Here is a 14,807-nt window from a genome sequence, read left to right as displayed (position 1 = left end):
GGCTTTTGTTTAACGCCACTACAAAAATAGCGGTGGCAGTGTTCAGGCCTTGAATGATGCGAAGAAAATCGCATCGGTCATCACTATCAAGGGTGGGATTACATGGTTGGTGAACGGTTATGGAAGCCACTGGCGCTAATCGCGGCGGTGACTTTGTCGTATTGGGGGCTATCGTCCTGGCGCTATGCCGCTGGCCATGCAGATGGAAAGGCTGAGGCTGATCGAGCGTGGCAGGCCAAATGGTCACAGCGTGATGCCGGGGAAGCTCAGGCGATTACAGACAACGTGATGCTGACGCTCAACATCATGAATCAGGCGGTGGAGGCTAATCGAAATGCAAAGCACCAGATCGCACTGGAGTCACAGAGAGCCGCGCGAGATATCGCGGTGGCTGTTGCGGGCGATGATTGCACTAGTCGGCCTGTGCCTGCTGTCGCTGCTCAGCGGCTGCGTCAGTACGCGGACAGTGTACGTTCCGGCGCCAGTGCCACCGATCAGCACTGAGTTAACTGCCGATACGCCAGTACCGGTAGTACCTGATCCGCTGACCTGGGGGGGCAGCTTGGATTTGAATATCAGCTTGCTATCAGCGTTGGGTCAGTGCAATGCGGATAAGGCGGGGATCCGGCGCGTGGAACTGATGCGCGCCTCTCCTGCAACAGGCAATAAAAATCATATCGACAACATAAGGTAATGAATGATGGAGAAAGCAGTGCAGATTGCAGTAAACACCCCGGCGTTTAAGTTCGACCTGAATCAGATGGTCAATGTACGCGTTAGTGATGAGTTCGGCGAGGTGCGTGGGCGCGCTCAGTATGCCAATGCTGAGAACCAGTATTACATCCACTACCGCGCCGCTGATGGCCGTGCAACTTCGTCCTGGTTCGATGAATCCCTGCTGGTCGCTGCAGAGGATGATTGCCACCCTGGTTGTCCTATCTATAGCTGTGCCGAAATGCCGGAAGGGGCGACGGTAGAAGACGAGTAAGCATTACAGCAGGCCTTCAGTGGGGGGTCTGTGATAATGTAGACTTGTGTTTTTTCTGAGCGCCCCATGTATAGAAAACTATCATTGTGGTAAGTACCCAAAATGGAGGACTTATGCTTCAAGATTATTTTTCACATTCTACATCCGATCAAGAGCGTCGCTTGCTGGCAGTACAGGCAGCTTTAGAGATTGTAAAAGCTTCTGTTGGCTCTCCTACTTCTTATACTGGTGGTAAAGCTTTTGCTGATTTTAAGGCTGTAACTGAAGGGGTTGGCTCATTAGCTGATGCTATCCAGGATGCACTGGAAAGCAATGATGATGAATAATTGTTATTCCTAATTAATAACCCGCTGCGGCGGGTTTTTTATTGTTATTACCACACTCAGAGCAATTATCGTTACAGCCAGGCCGCCATGTGCGGCCTTTTTCATGGGGGTATGTATGACGTCATCACCGTTTCAATTCACGCGAGGACGCCGCTGCAGCTATTGCGGTTCGTTAACGCATATCGTTCAATTCTGCCCCAAAACGTATGCGGGGCGCTCGAATATAGAGAGCCGTGAGCGGGTTAAGCAGCTGGTTAACAGCACCCGTAACCAATAATCGGTTTGCGCCGCCTGTCGCCGTGTCCTCTCCTTAACCGAGACCATGCCATCCTTCATGTGAGTGGGCGGGGTCATTCAAAAACAGGTAACGCCGGGGTGGTTCCCACATGCTCGCCAGCTGGAGCTATGGCGGAGGAATCCAGCGCACCAATCAACAAATGATAACCATTATCAAAAGGTACTCCCTGAGGGTGGCCCTACTGCGGGTCACGCGCCACGCGGCGGGCGGCTAGTTTTTGCACTTTGATCGCCATCATCAGCACCTGCCGTAATATCATGATTAATATATAAAAAATATAGATCCATCTGGTGAGTGTGTTTTGCACTGTCGCCAGGTGCATTTTTCTTATTCGTTGAATTTTAATGCGAAATTGTGTTTTAAGGTGGTGAATCGGGGTGTGAGATGGGAACTGTTGACGATCTTGGCACTGCCTTTGCGTGGAGTATCTCTAAGATTTCAGAGGCTTTTTCTCTTGATCGGGCCACAGTGCGCAAACGGCTGGCCGAAGCTGGTGTAGAGCCAGCCGGAGAGAGTAGAGGGAATTCCCTATATGCTCTCCGTGATGTCGGGCCAGCGCTGTTTTCTACTAATAGCGCTCCTGCTGATATCGATGCCATTCAAAACCCCGCATTGATGCCACCAAAGGACCGTAAGGACTGGTATCAGTCCGAGAATGAGCGCGTGAAGCTGGAGGAGAGTACACGGCAACTGATCCCGGAGTCTGAGGTTGTGTCTGTGTTTTCCAGTATGACAAAAGCCGTTGTTCAGGTGCTTGAAACCGTACCAGATCTTCTAGAGCGCGATTGCGCATTGTCTCCGCAGGCTGTCTCGCATGTCCAAAATGTCATTGATGATCTGCGTTTTACGCTGGCTGAACGCACATACCATGCCTGCGCATCGGATTTGGCCGGCAGTGAGGAGGGGCTAGGGGAGGACTGATGTACGCATCCGCAAAAATGATAGGGCAGGATTTATCGGCTCGATTAAAGCCGCCGCGTCGAATGAGGGTATCCGAGGCTGTTGGGAAGTATATGCGAGTGCCAAAGAGTGCAGGCAACTCTGTCGCTTGGGATCCGAATGTGTCGCCGTATGTGCTAGAGCCGTTGGATTGTCTGTCGTCGAGAGAGTTTGATGCGGTGATTTTTGTCGGTCCCGCCCGAACGGGGAAGACCGTGGCGCTGGTTGATGGATGGATTGTTTATAACATTTGCTGCGACCCGTCCGACATGCTGATTGTGCAGATCTCTGAGGAGAAAGCCAGGGAGCATTCGAAAAAACGCCTTGACCGTACTTTCCGCTGTAGCCCAGCAGTGCGCCGTCGGATGAGCCCGCGCCGGAATGACAATAACGTTCATGACAAAATTCTACGTGATGGATCCTATCTAAAAATTGGTTGGCCATCGGTAAACATTATGTCGTCATCAGACTACCGCTTTGTAGCGCTGACTGACTATGACCGTCTGCCGGAGGACATTAATGGTGAGGGTGATGCTTTTAGCCTGGCATCTAAGCGCACCACAACGTTTATGTCGGCTGGGATGACTCTGGTTGAGAGCTCGCCAGGGCGAGATATTGTAGATACGAAGTGGAAGCGGACGACGCCACATGAGGCGCCTCCCTCGACGGGGATCTTGTCACTCTACAACCGAGGCGATCGCCGGCGCTGGTACTGGCCATGTCCCCACTGTGGTGAGTTTTTCCAGCCGATTATGGAGAACGTTGTCGGCTATAGAGATAACCCGGATCCCATGGAGGCCAGCGAGGCGGCTCGGGTACAGTGCCCACACTGTATGGGGCTGATTGAACCGCATCAAAAGCGTGAGCTTAACGCGCGCGGCATCTGGCTGCGCGATGGGGAAATTAGCTATGCCGATGGTGAGCGTAGCGGAACGCCACGTCGATCTCGTATCGCGTCTTTTTGGATGGAGGGGCCGGCGGCGGCGTACCAGACCTGGGCGCAGCTTATCTATAAAATTTTGACCGCTGAACAGGAGTATGAGGCGACCGGTAGTGAGGAGACGCTGAAAACGGTCATCAATACTGACTGCGGGCAGCCGTATATGCCGCGCCGTTCGCTGGAAAGCCGCAAGAGCGATGTCCTTATGGCGCGTGCGGAAGTGATAGAGAAGCGCGTTGTACCGGAAGGCGTGCGCTTCCTGATCGCGACGGTGGACGTACAGGGTGGTAAGAATCGTCGTTTTGTCGTGCAGATTATCGGTTATGGCGCCGATGGCGAGCGCTGGGTAGTCGATCGCTACAACATCCGCTATTCCATGCGGTTCAATGAGAATGGGGAAAGTCAGCCGATTAATCCGGCTTCATTCGCTGAGGATTGGGACCTGTTGAGAACGGATGTTCTTGATAAAACCTATCCTTTGGAGTCATCGCCGGATATTCGCATGCCGATATTGGCGATGGGGGTCGATTCTGGGGGTGAAGATGGCGTCACCGATAACGCCTACACTTTTTGGCGCCGTTGCCGCCGTGACGGTGAGAGTCGGCGTGTCTATTTGCTGAAAGGGGATAGCGTATCCCGCAGCAAGCTGATCTCGCGCTCTTACCCTGACAACACAGACCGCTCCGACCGCCGTGCAAAGGCCCGAGGTGACGTTCCTATCTATCTGCTGCAAACCGATAAGCTCAAGGATCGGATCTCTGGTGCGCTATCTCGCGATATTCCTGGACCAAATTATATTCATTTCCCCGACTGGCTTGGGGAGTGGTTCTATGAGGAATTGACGTATGAGGAGCGCGATATCAGCGGGAAATGGCGCAAGCCAGGGCATGGCGCAAACGAGGCGTTCGACCTTTTCTGTTACGCGCATGCCATCGCCATTCTTCGTGGGTATGAACGTATTAATTGGGAGAGCCCTCCCGTGTGGGCGCGTTTACCTACTGAGCCATCATCAAAACCAGTAACGCAGCCCGCGTCCGAAGAAAATAAACCGGTTAACACAATCAATTTCGAGGCCGTCCTCGCGGCGCCAACTGTTGTTCCTGATAAAGAGATTAAGGGAGGGTGGATACTGTGACGCGAGAAGAATTGGAGCAGCGGCGCCAGGCTTATTTGGAGGCTGAGCGCGCCGTGTTAATGGGGAAGTCCATCTCAATTAACGGGCAGGAAATGACGATGGAAAGCCTGTCGGTGATCCGCAAGGGGCTGGAGGATATCGACGCGCAACTACGAGCTAAAACCCGACCCCGCAGTTTGCACTCAGTAGCGAGGTTCTAATGGGTATCTTGGGGAAGATGGTGACGGCTATTGCGCCTCACTGGAAGTTGTCACGCCTACGCGCTCAGCACACTATTCGGGCGTATGAGGCGGTCATGCCTACGCGTACGCATCGAGCGCACCGAGAAAATCGCTCACCTAATCAAGCCACGCAGTTTGGCGGCAAGTCATTGCGCGAGCAAGCGCGGTGGCTAGATGAAAACCACGATCTGGTTATCGGCGCTTTGGATAAATTGGAAGAGCGGATTATCGGCTCACGGGGAATCATCGTTGAGCCACAGCCCCTAACGCCGGACGGTGCGTTAAATAAGGAGCTGGCCGAAGATATCCGCATGGCGTGGGCCGAATGGTCGGTAGCTCCAGATGTATCTGGTCAGTATACGCGGCCCGTGTTGGAGCGCTTGCTGTTGCGTACCTGGTTACGTGATGGCGAAGTGTTTGTGCATACCATCTGCGGATCGGCGGTGGGGTTATCTAAGGTTGCCGGTGTTCCTTGCTGGCTGGAGGCGATGGAGCCGGATTACGTGCCGTTAGGCATGAGCGATCAAGAAACGAATCTGGTTCAGGGGATCCAGTTTAATAACTGGATGCGTCCTACTGGCTATCAAGTCTATAAGACGTATCCGGGGTTTGGCGTTGGTCTCGCTGATACCAAGGTAATCTCTGCAGATAATATGCTGCATCTGAAATTTACCCGCCGGTTAAATCAGGCTCGCGGGGTGTCGCTGTTATCTGGCGTCATTATTCGTTTGGCCGATCTCAAAAATTACGAGGACAGCGAGCGTATTGCGGCGCGACTTGGCGCGGCGTTTGGCGCCTATATCAAGCGGGGTGACGCACAGACCTTTAATGACGACAACTACGAAAAAGGCAAAGAGCGAGAGCTGAATATTACGCCTGGGATGATCTTTGACGGCCTTGGTCCGGGTGAGGATATCGGGATGATTAAGTCAGATCGCCCGAATCCGAATCTTGAGACGTTCCGCATGGGGCAATTACGAGCCGTCGCCGCAGGAACCCGAAGCAGCTTTTCCTCTATCGCCCGTAACTACGATGGCACATACAGCGCGCAACGCCAGGAGCTGGTCGAGGCGCAAGAGGGTTACGCCATCCTGCAAGATGCCTTTATCGCTGCTATTACTCGCCCGATGTATCGCCGCTGGCTGTCCGCTGCGATTGCAGCTGGCCGTATTACTGTCCCGCGCGGTATCGACAAAGAAACGCTATTCAACGCCGTTTACAGCGGCCCCGTTATGCCGTGGATTGACCCACTCAAAGAGGCCAACGCCTGGAAGGTCATTCTTCGTGGCGGCGCCGGTACGGAAAGTGACTGGATCCGTGCCCGAGGCGGAACCCCGGCAGATGTGAAACGTCGTCGTAAGGCTGAAATCGACGAAAACAGAGAGCTGGGGCTGGTGTTTGATACCGATCCGGCTAATGACACAGGAGGAGATCCCAGTGGTGGGAAAGAAGAACCAAATCATGAGTCCAAAGGGGATGGCCGCACTCGGAGCCGGACGCGGTAGTAACTGGTACAGCATGAAAGCCAGTGCGGAGGATACGGCGGACATCAGTATCTATGAAGAAATTGGCGGGTGGGGTATTTCAGCCCGCCAGTTTGCTGAGGAGCTGACAGCGTTGGGGCAGGTGAACCACATTAATCTGCACATCCACTCCCCAGGCGGTGATGTCTTTGATGGCATCGCCATCTATAACCTGCTGAAAAATCACCCAGCCAGCAAAACGGTGTATATCGATGGCCTGGCCGCTTCGATGGCCTCGGTGATCGCCATGGTTGGTGACCCAATCATCATGCCGGAAAACGCCATGATGATGATCCACAAGCCCTGGGGCGTTGCCGGCGGTGATGCCAATGAAATGCGTGATTACGCTGATTTGCTGGACAAGGTTGAATCAGTGCTGATCCCGGCCTATGCCGAGAAAACAGGGAAGACGGCAGACGAGATCGCGGCGCTGCTGGAGCAAGAGACGTGGCTGAGCGGCGTCGAGTGTGTCGAGCAAGGATTCGCTGACAAAACCATCAAGCCTGTCAAGGCGATGGCCTGCATCCAATCTAAACGAGTAGAGGAATTCGAACATATGCCGAAGAGCATCCGTAATCTGATCAATCCGCAAGCCAATGCTGGCCGTCAGCCTACCCATCAGGAACCGGCGGCGCCGGCGGGAAATCTCGACGTTAACGCTATTCGCGCCCAGGTGCAGGAAGAGCAGCGCCAGCGTGTCACCGGTATCCAAGACCTATTTGCCATGTTTGGTAACCGCCATGCCGATCTGATGGCGCAGTGCGTGTCCGATGTCGATTGCTCTGTCGATCAGGCAAAGGACAAGCTGCTGGCCGAATTGGGTAAAGGTGCGACGCCGACCAATCAGCTGAACGGTACGCAGAACCGCACTAACTCGCACATCTACGCGGGCAACGGTAACTTCACTGGCGATGGCATTCGTGCTGCCCTGATGGCGCAATCCGGCTATGAAGAAGGCCAGCGCGATAACCCGTATGCCGGGATGACGCTGCGCGAAATGGCGCGAATGTCGCTGACAGAGCGTGGGATCGGCATTGCCGGCTATAACCCGATGCAGATGGTCGGTCTCGCTTTTACCCACTCAAGCTCAGACTTCGGCAACATCCTGCTGGACGTGGCCAATAAGTCTATTCTGCAAGGCTGGGAGGATGCAGGGGAGACGTTTGAGCAGTGGACGAAGAAGGGGCAGCTTTCCGACTTCAAAGTTGCGCATCGTGTCGGCCTGGGTGGCTTCTCCTCACTGCGTCAGGTGCGCGAGGGAGCTGAGTATAAGTACGTTACCACCGGTGATAGCCAAGCGACGATCGCGCTGGCGACGTATGGTGAGCTCTTCAGCATTACTCGCCAAGCTATCATCAACGACGATCTGAACATGCTGACCGATGTGCCGATGAAGTTGGGGCGAGCCGCCAAGGCGACGATCGCTGATCTGGTTTATGCCGTTCTGACGAAAAACCCGAAAATGTCGACGGATGGTGTCGTGCTGTTTGATAGCGCCAAGCACCATAACGTATTGAGCAGTGCCGCCATGGATGTTCCCAGCCTGGATAAAGGTCGCCAGCTGATGCGGACGCAAAAAGAAGGCGATCGCCATCTGAACATCCGTCCGGCGTTTGTCCTGGTTCCGACAGCGATGGAGGCCAATGCCAATCAGGTTATTAAGTCGGCCAGCGTTAAGGGGGCTGACGTTAACTCTGGCGTTATTAACCCGATCCAGAACTTTGCCACCGTTATCGCCGAACCGCGCCTGGATGATGCCAGTGTATCGACCTATTACCTGGCGGCCGCGAAAGGCAGCGACACGATTGAGGTCGCCTATCTCAACGGCGTAGACGCTCCGTATATCGATCAACTGGATGGTTTCGACGTTGATGGAGTGACGACGAAAGTCCGCATTGACGCGGGCGTTTCTCCGCTTGATCACCGCGGCCTGGTGCGCTGCTCTGCATCGTAATATCGGCCGATAATCCGAATACCACGAACTGGCCCTTATGGGCTTTTTTTATGTCCTGAATTTGGCCTCTCACGGAGAGGCCTGGAGGCTTTATGGCTAAAAATTTTGTACAGGAAGGTAAGACCATCCAGTTTACTGCGGCGAAGGCCACGGAAAGTGGCGCCCTGGTTCAAGTGGGCGACGTTATGGCTGTTTCCATTTCCGATGTTGCTGCTCAAGCGCAGGGCGTTGGCATGGCTGAGGGGGTATTCCTGTTACCGAAACTGCGGACCGATGATATGGCCACCGGTAAAAAGGTGTACCTGAAGAGCGACAAAGTGCAGCTGGCCAATAGTGCCAGCGAGCCCTATGTCGGTGTGGTGTGGGAGGCTGCCGGCACTAGCGATGATTTCGTGCCGGTAAAAATCAATGCCTAACCCATTCGACGAGCTGGCTGGCAGGATGGACGCGACTATCTCTCAGCGTTTCGGTAAGCCAGCCGAGATCAACGGCACTTCGGTTATCGTGGTGCCCTCATCGTTATCAGCGATTCTCGGTCCAGTGGAAGCCAGCGTGCTGACTCTGATCGTGTTTTCACCCGGCTATCGGCCACGGCGCGGTGACGATGTGAGGTGGAACCAGAAAGCCTACACCGTGAGTAAGTTTCATCAGCAAAACGGGAAGTGGGTGATCCAACTGGAGATCGGCTAATCGGGGGGGGTATGGCATTAGTTAAAGGCATGGACAGGTTGGAGGCCGTCCTGCGTGATCTCAGCGATAAAGCTGTCCCTGCCGCCGTGCGGCGTGCGTCAAGGAAGGTCGCAGAGGCGGCCATGTTGCGTGCCGCAGAGCGAGTAGCCAGTAAAGAGAAGCTGCCCATCGATAAAGTCAAAAGGCGCATGAGGTTGTACACCCCTCGTGGCGGCATTGCGGCCTATTCGAAAATCACGGTATATCGAAGCGCAATGCCGGTCATTAATCGTGGGGCCCCGCAGTTGATCCTCGGGCCGCGCAGTGGCGGGCGGTCTGGCTGGCGTGGATCTGTATTAACGGCTGGCGGCCGCTCTTATCCCGGCTCTTTCCTTGTCTACATCCCCAAGTATCGTCACTGGCAGATCATGCACAGGACTGCGGCGGCGATTGCCGCCAAGCAGAGACTGATGATCGACGCGACGCGTGAGGATATGTCAGGCGTGTTGACGCAGGCATTTGAGATGGAGAAAGACAACATCTTGAGCGAGATGGAGGATGAGCTGGGTAAGCAGCTGACGTCACAGCTGAAGCGGGAGATGAAGCGATGAGCGCAACGGAGATCCGTAAGGCTCTGGTCGATGAGTTCCGCAGGGTCTTAAAAGACGAGCCTGAAGAAGTCGCCATTTTCAATGGGCTGCCAGCGTTTGTTGACGGTGAAGAGGAGTTACCGGCGGTTTCTGTGCATCTGTCAGATATTGCGGATGACGATGAGTTTCTCGACGATCCGAAATGGCGGGCAGTTTTGCATGTGGCCGTGTTTGTTAAATCGAGCGCGCCGGATAGTACGTTAGATCACTGGGCTAGCCGCTTAGTTTTCCCGGTTGTTCCTAACTGTCGGGAGTTATTGCGCCTGTGTTCATCAATCGAGTTAGTGGGATGCACCTATGACCGCAGTGATGTCGCTGCGACTTGGGCTGCTATTGATGTGAAATATAACATTACGTTTGAGTGGGAGTGATATGGCTGATCCGCTGAAAAATGAGCCGATTAAAGGCGCAAAGACCACGTTCTGGTATTACATCGGGCGTGGTGTTGGAACCCCCCAGTCGCCGGAGCCTGACTGGCGTCGATTGGGTAAGGTAAAGTCACTGAAGCCGGGAGAGATGAAAGCCGACACTGAGGATGATTCCTATCTCGACGATCCTGATGCCGACTGGAAGCAGAGCTCTCCGGGGCAAAAATCAGTATCGGAGGCGTCGGTAACGTTAGCGTGGATGCCTGGAGACCCGGGGCAACAGGCGTTGATGGATGCGTTTATGCTGGGTAAAACGCTGGCATTTCGCATTAAATACCCGAACGATACTGCCGATTTTTTTACGGGATTCATTACCAATCTTGGCAAAGAGATCAACAGTAAAGATGTTATTACGCGAGACATTAAAATTCAGCCATCCGGTAAGCCGATCTCAGCAGAAGGACTTATCCCGGCGCTGACTGGTATCAAAATCTCTACCGGGCAATCTGCAGATGGTACGGCGGTTGCACTGACAGGCAGCCAAGGCAAATGGACGGGGAGCGCTCCCGTATCTAAGGGGCGTATCAGCCTAACCATTGAACCTATTCCGGCGGGGGCAGCCATTCCAGCATTGAGTGTTGTTTCCTCTGCGCCAGATAAGGCGTTGATCCCCGATGCTACGGCTCCCGATATTGTGCCGTTAATGGCGGGTGAGGCGGCGATCACGATCAGTGGCGGTGGCTTTACTGATAAATTAACGCTCACGTTAAGTTGATTTTTCATTGCAGCAGCCCGCCATTTTGGCGGGTTTTTTATTGGGGGCGTGGATGTTTTTAAAAAAAGAGAAATTTACTCACTGCGAGCATTCTGTTGAGCTTCGTGAGCTGTCAGCACTGCAGCGTATTGAGTATATGGAGTATGCGGCAGCAAACCAGATCAATGATGACGGCGAGATTGAGCCGATGAAGTATATCTCGGCGCTTAATCGCATGGATATCAAGCTGAATGCCATGTTGGTTGCCATGGCCACGGTATCCCCAGAAAAAATGGAGGATCCGACGGAAATGCAGGTGTTACAGCACAGCATCATGCGGGCATGGCCATCGGATGCGCTGGGAAAGGCGGGAAAATTAGTGATGGCCTTGAGCGGTATGCTTCCCCCGGAACCTGCCCCGGGAGAGTCTCCAGACGGAACCCTCGGAGAGCATGATGCGGGAAAGTTTTAGGGCGGGAAATGGCCTTTGTTTTGGGACTGGCGCGAGAGTTCCGGCGCGCTGACTGGCGGCGCTGGTTGTCCTCTATGAGCTGCACGGAGTTTAAAACGTGGGCAGATTACTATGCTACCCGCCCCTTCTTTGTTGATCTGGTTGATTGCGAGTTTGCTTCCCTGAAGCTGAATCAGTTCCTGTTGGCAGGCGGAAAGAGTGATGAGGTCTCTATGCAGGATTTTAGCCTAATCACTGCCGGCGATGAAGCGCTCGAGCCCGAGGAAGATATGGGAGACGATCAAATTATGGCGGCCGCGACATTTATTCCTGGGGGGGTGCGATTTGGCCAGTGAAACTGATCTTGAGATATTTATCGGTGCTAACACGGCGCAGTTCCGTGAGTCGATGCAAAAAGCTCGCGATGATATTCAGATCGTGAACGAGGAAGTGCGGTCCGCGGCTGCCGCGACAGAAGACGGCGCCGATAAATTTACGGCAGCCCAAGTCCGGGCAACGCAACGCCTCCTGCGTTCGATCGATCCGACGTTGCGGTCTATGGACGCCCTTGAAGTAAAGCAGCGCAAGGTCGAGCAGTCACTTCGTGATGGCAAAATCTCAACGGAAGAGTATTCGCGCGCCATGCAAATTCTGTCCCGAGATCTGGAACAGACACAGGCTAAAGAGCGGCTGCATGCGGCCGCGTTTGGGCAGGCTACCGCGGCTATGCAGCGGCAAGATCAGATGCTCAAAAAAATGAACATCTCAGTCGGACAATACCGTAGCGCCGTTGGCATGTTACCGGCGCAGATGACTGACGTGGTTACGCAGTTGGCGGGTGGTCAAAATCCTCTGCTCATCCTGCTGCAGCAAGGCGGGCAGATTAAGGACTCCTTCGGCGGCATAAAGAATACGTTTGTCGCGTTAAGTTCGGTTATTTCACCCGCAGCGCTAGGCGTCGTAGCATTATCCGGCGGTATTGGTGGGTTGGCATATGCGCTGTATAAGGCCGAGCAGGAGCAGCAGGCGTTTAATCGCAATCTGATTATGACGGGTAGCTATGCCGGGAAAACGACGGGGGAATTACAAGCGCTGGCGCGAGCTATGTCTGGCGATGGTCTGTCTCAAGGGAGTATGGCATCGGCATTGGCTCAGACGGTTGGCTCTGGTGCATTTTCTGGTTCATCTGTTGAAATGGTTGCTAATGCTGCTGCGCGCCTTGAAAAGTCAACTGGAGCATCAATTGACTCAACCATCGAGCAGTTTAAGCGGCTGCAGCAAGATCCAGTAGCAGCGGTAAAGACGCTTGATGATCAGATACATTTTCTGACGGCGGCGCAGTTGGAGCAGATCACTACGCTTGCTTCTCAGGGGCGAGAGCAGGAGGCGGCTAGAGTGGCCATGAATGCGTATGCGGCAGCTATTAATACCCGTACAGCAGAAATGCGTGAAAATCTTGGGTCACTTGAAATAGCATGGAGGTCAGTAAAAAATACTGCTTCTGAGGCGTGGGATTCTATGCTGAATATTGGGCGTGAGGTTCCAATCAGCGATAAATTGGAAGAAACTCGCCGTCAGCTTGAAAACGCTAAACGGGATTTGGTTAATTTAAAAAAAGGGTCAGTGAATGTAGATACTACTGGGTATGGTTTCGGGCGAAAAAGTGACTCGTTAGGTTCTCAAGAAAGTACTCAGGCCATTATTGAAAAGCAGTCGCTAGTATTACGATTGCAAAAACAGCTTGGAGAACTCGGAGAGAAATCATATCAAGAGTCTATTAAGGCTGGCAGAGAGAAAGCAGATCGAGATGATCAAGAGCGCCAAAAACGACAAATTGAAGCAACAGAAAAGTTAAATCGTGAGTACGAGAGCGAGGCAACTCGACACATTAGGAAGCTGGAACAGATCAGAAATTCCGGCGCTGCGAAAGATGCTATCGACCTTGCTATCAATGCTGAAAATGAACGCTATGCAAAATCTCAGTCACGGGGTAACCAAGGTTCCCCGCAAGGGGAAAGCTTGGCAGATCGCTATAGCCAGCGCCTTGCTCAAACCCGAGAAGCATTGCAGTTGGAACAGGCTGGAGCGCAAACCCTAACACAATCAGAGCGCGACCTGATCGCACTTCGTCAGCGTTTGGATGACCTGAAAGGGCGCAGCCTGACTAAAACTGAGCAAAGCGTGGTGGCGAATGCCGCCATTTTAGAGAAGTTACTCTCCCAGAACGTAGCGGAGGAAAAGGCGTTAGAGCAGCAGAAAGCGCTGAATGAAATGAGGCGCAAGGGTTCTCAGCTCTCTATGCAGATGGAGCAAGAAGCGCAACGAGATAGCCGGACGCGATCATTTGAACTGCAGGGGTTTCGAATGGGTGACCTAGCCCGTGAGCGGGCACGGCAGGAGATGGTTCTCCGCGATCACTACGATCAGGTTATGGGGGAGTTAGAGCGAAGCGCCACACAAAAAAGGACGAAGGGTAGCACGGAGTATTCAGATGCAGTCCGCATGCTGCAGGAAAGCCTAGAGCAGCGGTTACAGGCATTGCGTGGTTACTATGCTGCGGTTGATGCGGAGCGGGCCCGCTGGGATATTGGCGTAAGCCGCTCTATGCAAAATATTAAAGAGGCCGGGGATGATGCCGCTGGCGCCGCTGGGGAGGCGCTAACGGGGGCGTTTAGTAGTGCTGCCGACTCTCTGGCAAACTTTGTATCAAGTGGTAAAGCTAACTTTCGTAGTCTGACAACATCGATCCTGTCTGATTTAGCCCGCATTGCTGCACGAATGGCATTGTCAAAGGCCGTTGGTGGGCTGTTTAGCATGTTCGGCGGGGCGGCAGCAGGAGGCGCTAATGCCTTTTCTTCGGGAGAATATGGCAACCTGCCACTGGTCGCAAACGCATCCGGCGGCGTGTATCGCTCGTCAGATTTGAGTGCATATAGCGGCCAGGTGGTTTCACAGCCAACTTTTTTTGCTTTTGCTCGCGGGGCGGGCTTGATGGGGGAGGCAGGGCCAGAGGCGATCATGCCATTGACCCGAGATAGTAAAGGCCGTTTAGCGGTAACTGCGGTTGGGGCTGGGGCACATGGCTCGGTATTTTCTCCGAACTATAACGTTGTTATTCAGAACGACGGTAAAAATGGCGAGATAGGTCCAGGGGCACTAAAAGCCGTATATGACCTCGGGCAAAAAGCTGCAGCTGATTTTTTGCGGCAGCAGGGGCGTGATGGTGGTCATCTGAGCGGGGCATATCGATAATGGAAACATTTCGCTGGCAAGTTCGCCCCGATATGGTCGTAGAGTCTGAGCCACGGGTGCATGTTGTAAAGTTCGGAGAGGGGTACGAACAGCGCCGATCCTCCGGTTTAAATGGCGATCTGAAAAGCTATGAAGTAACAATCAAGGTCTCGCGGGATGACGCCCACGCGCTGGAGGCGTTTTTATCTCGACACGGCGGTGTTTCAGCGTTCCTATGGACGCCGCCCTATGTGCATCGGCAGATCAGGGTCGTATGCCGGAAATGGGCGTCACGGGTTGAAATGCTTAACACCGTGTTTACAGCAACGTTTAACCAGGTGATTTCCTGATTGAGAGGAG

Annotated in this window: 18 protein-coding genes; all 18 read left to right on the top strand. The window is 53.7% G+C overall.

The genetic code is table 11. The annotated features are described in order from the left end of the window. Window positions 1-102: 102 nt before the first annotated feature. The 18 genes from ETEE_RS20740 to ETEE_RS02190 all read left to right on the top strand — a co-directional run bounded on the left by ETEE_RS20740 (window position 103) and on the right by ETEE_RS02190 (window position 14,797). A complete protein-coding gene (locus ETEE_RS20740) occupies window positions 103-504 on the top strand; it encodes a hypothetical protein (RefSeq protein ID WP_034171747.1) in 402 nt (133 codons plus the stop codon). Beyond that, the gene (gene lysC / locus ETEE_RS21755) at window positions 395-694 is read left to right on the top strand and encodes an Rz1-like lysis system protein LysC (protein WP_225865106.1); all 300 of its coding nucleotides are present in this window, start codon (window positions 395-397) and stop codon (window positions 692-694) included. The genes ETEE_RS20740 and lysC overlap by 110 nt, the downstream gene beginning before the upstream one ends. Window positions 695-700: 6 nt before the next feature. Next, the gene (locus ETEE_RS02265; RefSeq protein ID WP_034162708.1) at window positions 701-988 is read left to right on the top strand and encodes a hypothetical protein; all 288 of its coding nucleotides are present in this window, start codon (window positions 701-703) and stop codon (window positions 986-988) included. Between the two features lie 113 nt (window positions 989-1,101). Continuing rightward, window positions 1,102-1,314, top strand: a complete 213-nt coding sequence (locus ETEE_RS19655) for a hypothetical protein (RefSeq protein ID WP_014526537.1) — start codon at window positions 1,102-1,104, stop codon at window positions 1,312-1,314. 682 nt (window positions 1,315-1,996) lie between these two features. Further along, on the top strand, window positions 1,997-2,533 hold the full coding sequence (locus ETEE_RS02255; protein ID WP_014526540.1) for a DUF1441 family protein: 537 nt from the start codon (window positions 1,997-1,999) through the stop codon (window positions 2,531-2,533). Further along, window positions 2,533-4,626, top strand: a complete 2,094-nt coding sequence (locus ETEE_RS02250; protein WP_014526541.1) for a phage terminase large subunit family protein — start codon at window positions 2,533-2,535, stop codon at window positions 4,624-4,626. Before ETEE_RS02255 ends, ETEE_RS02250 begins: the two co-directional genes overlap by 1 nt. After that, complete coding sequence (locus tag ETEE_RS02245) at window positions 4,623-4,826, top strand: hypothetical protein (protein ID WP_014526542.1); 204 nt, start codon at window positions 4,623-4,625, stop codon at window positions 4,824-4,826. Before ETEE_RS02250 ends, ETEE_RS02245 begins: the two co-directional genes overlap by 4 nt. Further along, entirely contained in the window at window positions 4,826-6,352 is a 1,527-nt protein-coding gene (locus tag ETEE_RS02240; RefSeq protein ID WP_014526543.1) for a phage portal protein, read from the top strand. The genes ETEE_RS02245 and ETEE_RS02240 overlap by 1 nt, the downstream gene beginning before the upstream one ends. Further along, the gene (locus ETEE_RS02235) at window positions 6,309-8,324 is read left to right on the top strand and encodes a ClpP-like prohead protease/major capsid protein fusion protein (protein ID WP_049703849.1); all 2,016 of its coding nucleotides are present in this window, start codon (window positions 6,309-6,311) and stop codon (window positions 8,322-8,324) included. The genes ETEE_RS02240 and ETEE_RS02235 overlap by 44 nt, the downstream gene beginning before the upstream one ends. A gap of 92 nt (window positions 8,325-8,416) precedes the next feature. Next, window positions 8,417-8,740 (top strand): DUF2190 family protein, encoded by a 324-nt coding sequence (locus ETEE_RS02230; protein WP_034162706.1) that lies wholly within the window; start codon window positions 8,417-8,419, stop codon window positions 8,738-8,740. After that, entirely contained in the window at window positions 8,733-9,014 is a 282-nt protein-coding gene (locus tag ETEE_RS02225) for a hypothetical protein (RefSeq protein WP_034162705.1), read from the top strand. Before ETEE_RS02230 ends, ETEE_RS02225 begins: the two co-directional genes overlap by 8 nt. A gap of 11 nt (window positions 9,015-9,025) precedes the next feature. Beyond that, window positions 9,026-9,604 (top strand): phage tail protein, encoded by a 579-nt coding sequence (locus tag ETEE_RS02220; RefSeq protein WP_034162704.1) that lies wholly within the window; start codon window positions 9,026-9,028, stop codon window positions 9,602-9,604. Beyond that, window positions 9,601-10,014: a phage tail terminator protein gene (gene gpU / locus ETEE_RS02215; protein ID WP_014526489.1), complete on the top strand. Its 414-nt coding sequence runs from the start codon at window positions 9,601-9,603 to the stop codon at window positions 10,012-10,014. The genes ETEE_RS02220 and gpU overlap by 4 nt, the downstream gene beginning before the upstream one ends. A 1-nt stretch (window position 10,015) precedes the next feature. After that, the gene (locus ETEE_RS02210) at window positions 10,016-10,786 is read left to right on the top strand and encodes a phage tail tube protein (RefSeq protein ID WP_014526490.1); all 771 of its coding nucleotides are present in this window, start codon (window positions 10,016-10,018) and stop codon (window positions 10,784-10,786) included. A 7-nt stretch (window positions 10,787-10,793) separates the two neighbouring features. Then, the gene (gpG, locus tag ETEE_RS02205; protein ID WP_225865105.1) at window positions 10,794-11,237 is read left to right on the top strand and encodes a phage tail assembly chaperone G; all 444 of its coding nucleotides are present in this window, start codon (window positions 10,794-10,796) and stop codon (window positions 11,235-11,237) included. An 8-nt stretch (window positions 11,238-11,245) separates the two neighbouring features. After that, entirely contained in the window at window positions 11,246-11,572 is a 327-nt protein-coding gene (locus tag ETEE_RS02200) for a phage tail assembly protein T (protein ID WP_034162703.1), read from the top strand. Beyond that, window positions 11,562-14,468: a phage tail tape measure protein gene (locus ETEE_RS02195; RefSeq protein ID WP_034162702.1), complete on the top strand. Its 2,907-nt coding sequence runs from the start codon at window positions 11,562-11,564 to the stop codon at window positions 14,466-14,468. The genes ETEE_RS02200 and ETEE_RS02195 overlap by 11 nt, the downstream gene beginning before the upstream one ends. After that, window positions 14,468-14,797 carry a phage tail protein gene (locus tag ETEE_RS02190; RefSeq protein ID WP_014526494.1) on the top strand — a complete coding sequence of 110 codons (330 nt, stop codon included), beginning with the start codon at window positions 14,468-14,470 and terminating at the stop codon, window positions 14,795-14,797. The genes ETEE_RS02195 and ETEE_RS02190 overlap by 1 nt, the downstream gene beginning before the upstream one ends. Window positions 14,798-14,807 lie beyond the last annotated feature (10 nt).

The sequence above is a fragment of the Edwardsiella anguillarum ET080813 genome, from assembly GCF_000264765.2.
GTDB classification, from domain to species: Bacteria; Pseudomonadota; Gammaproteobacteria; order Enterobacterales; family Enterobacteriaceae; genus Edwardsiella; species Edwardsiella anguillarum.
This window is presented reverse-complemented; position numbering and strand designations above follow the sequence as displayed.

Bases quoted from the DNA above. Each gene is read 5' to 3' on its own strand.
- ETEE_RS20740 (WP_034171747.1), top strand. From the start codon at position 103: ATGGTTGGTGAACGGTTATGGAAGCCACTGGCGCTAATCGCGGCGGTG.
- ETEE_RS02265 (WP_034162708.1), top strand. From the start codon at position 701: ATGGAGAAAGCAGTGCAGATTGCAGTAAACACCCCGGCGTTTAAGTTC.
- ETEE_RS19655 (WP_014526537.1), top strand. From the start codon at position 1,102: ATGCTTCAAGATTATTTTTCACATTCTACATCCGATCAAGAGCGTCGC.
- ETEE_RS02255 (WP_014526540.1), top strand. From the start codon at position 1,997: ATGGGAACTGTTGACGATCTTGGCACTGCCTTTGCGTGGAGTATCTCT.
- ETEE_RS02250 (WP_014526541.1), top strand. From the start codon at position 2,533: ATGTACGCATCCGCAAAAATGATAGGGCAGGATTTATCGGCTCGATTA.
- ETEE_RS02240 (WP_014526543.1), top strand. From the start codon at position 4,826: ATGGGTATCTTGGGGAAGATGGTGACGGCTATTGCGCCTCACTGGAAG.
- ETEE_RS02235 (WP_049703849.1), top strand. From the start codon at position 6,309: ATGAGTCCAAAGGGGATGGCCGCACTCGGAGCCGGACGCGGTAGTAAC.
- ETEE_RS02230 (WP_034162706.1), top strand. From the start codon at position 8,417: ATGGCTAAAAATTTTGTACAGGAAGGTAAGACCATCCAGTTTACTGCG.
- ETEE_RS02225 (WP_034162705.1), top strand. From the start codon at position 8,733: ATGCCTAACCCATTCGACGAGCTGGCTGGCAGGATGGACGCGACTATC.
- ETEE_RS02220 (WP_034162704.1), top strand. From the start codon at position 9,026: ATGGCATTAGTTAAAGGCATGGACAGGTTGGAGGCCGTCCTGCGTGAT.
- gpU (WP_014526489.1), top strand. From the start codon at position 9,601: ATGAGCGCAACGGAGATCCGTAAGGCTCTGGTCGATGAGTTCCGCAGG.
- ETEE_RS02210 (WP_014526490.1), top strand. From the start codon at position 10,016: ATGGCTGATCCGCTGAAAAATGAGCCGATTAAAGGCGCAAAGACCACG.
- ETEE_RS02200 (WP_034162703.1), top strand. From the start codon at position 11,246: ATGGCCTTTGTTTTGGGACTGGCGCGAGAGTTCCGGCGCGCTGACTGG.
- ETEE_RS02190 (WP_014526494.1), top strand. From the start codon at position 14,468: ATGGAAACATTTCGCTGGCAAGTTCGCCCCGATATGGTCGTAGAGTCT.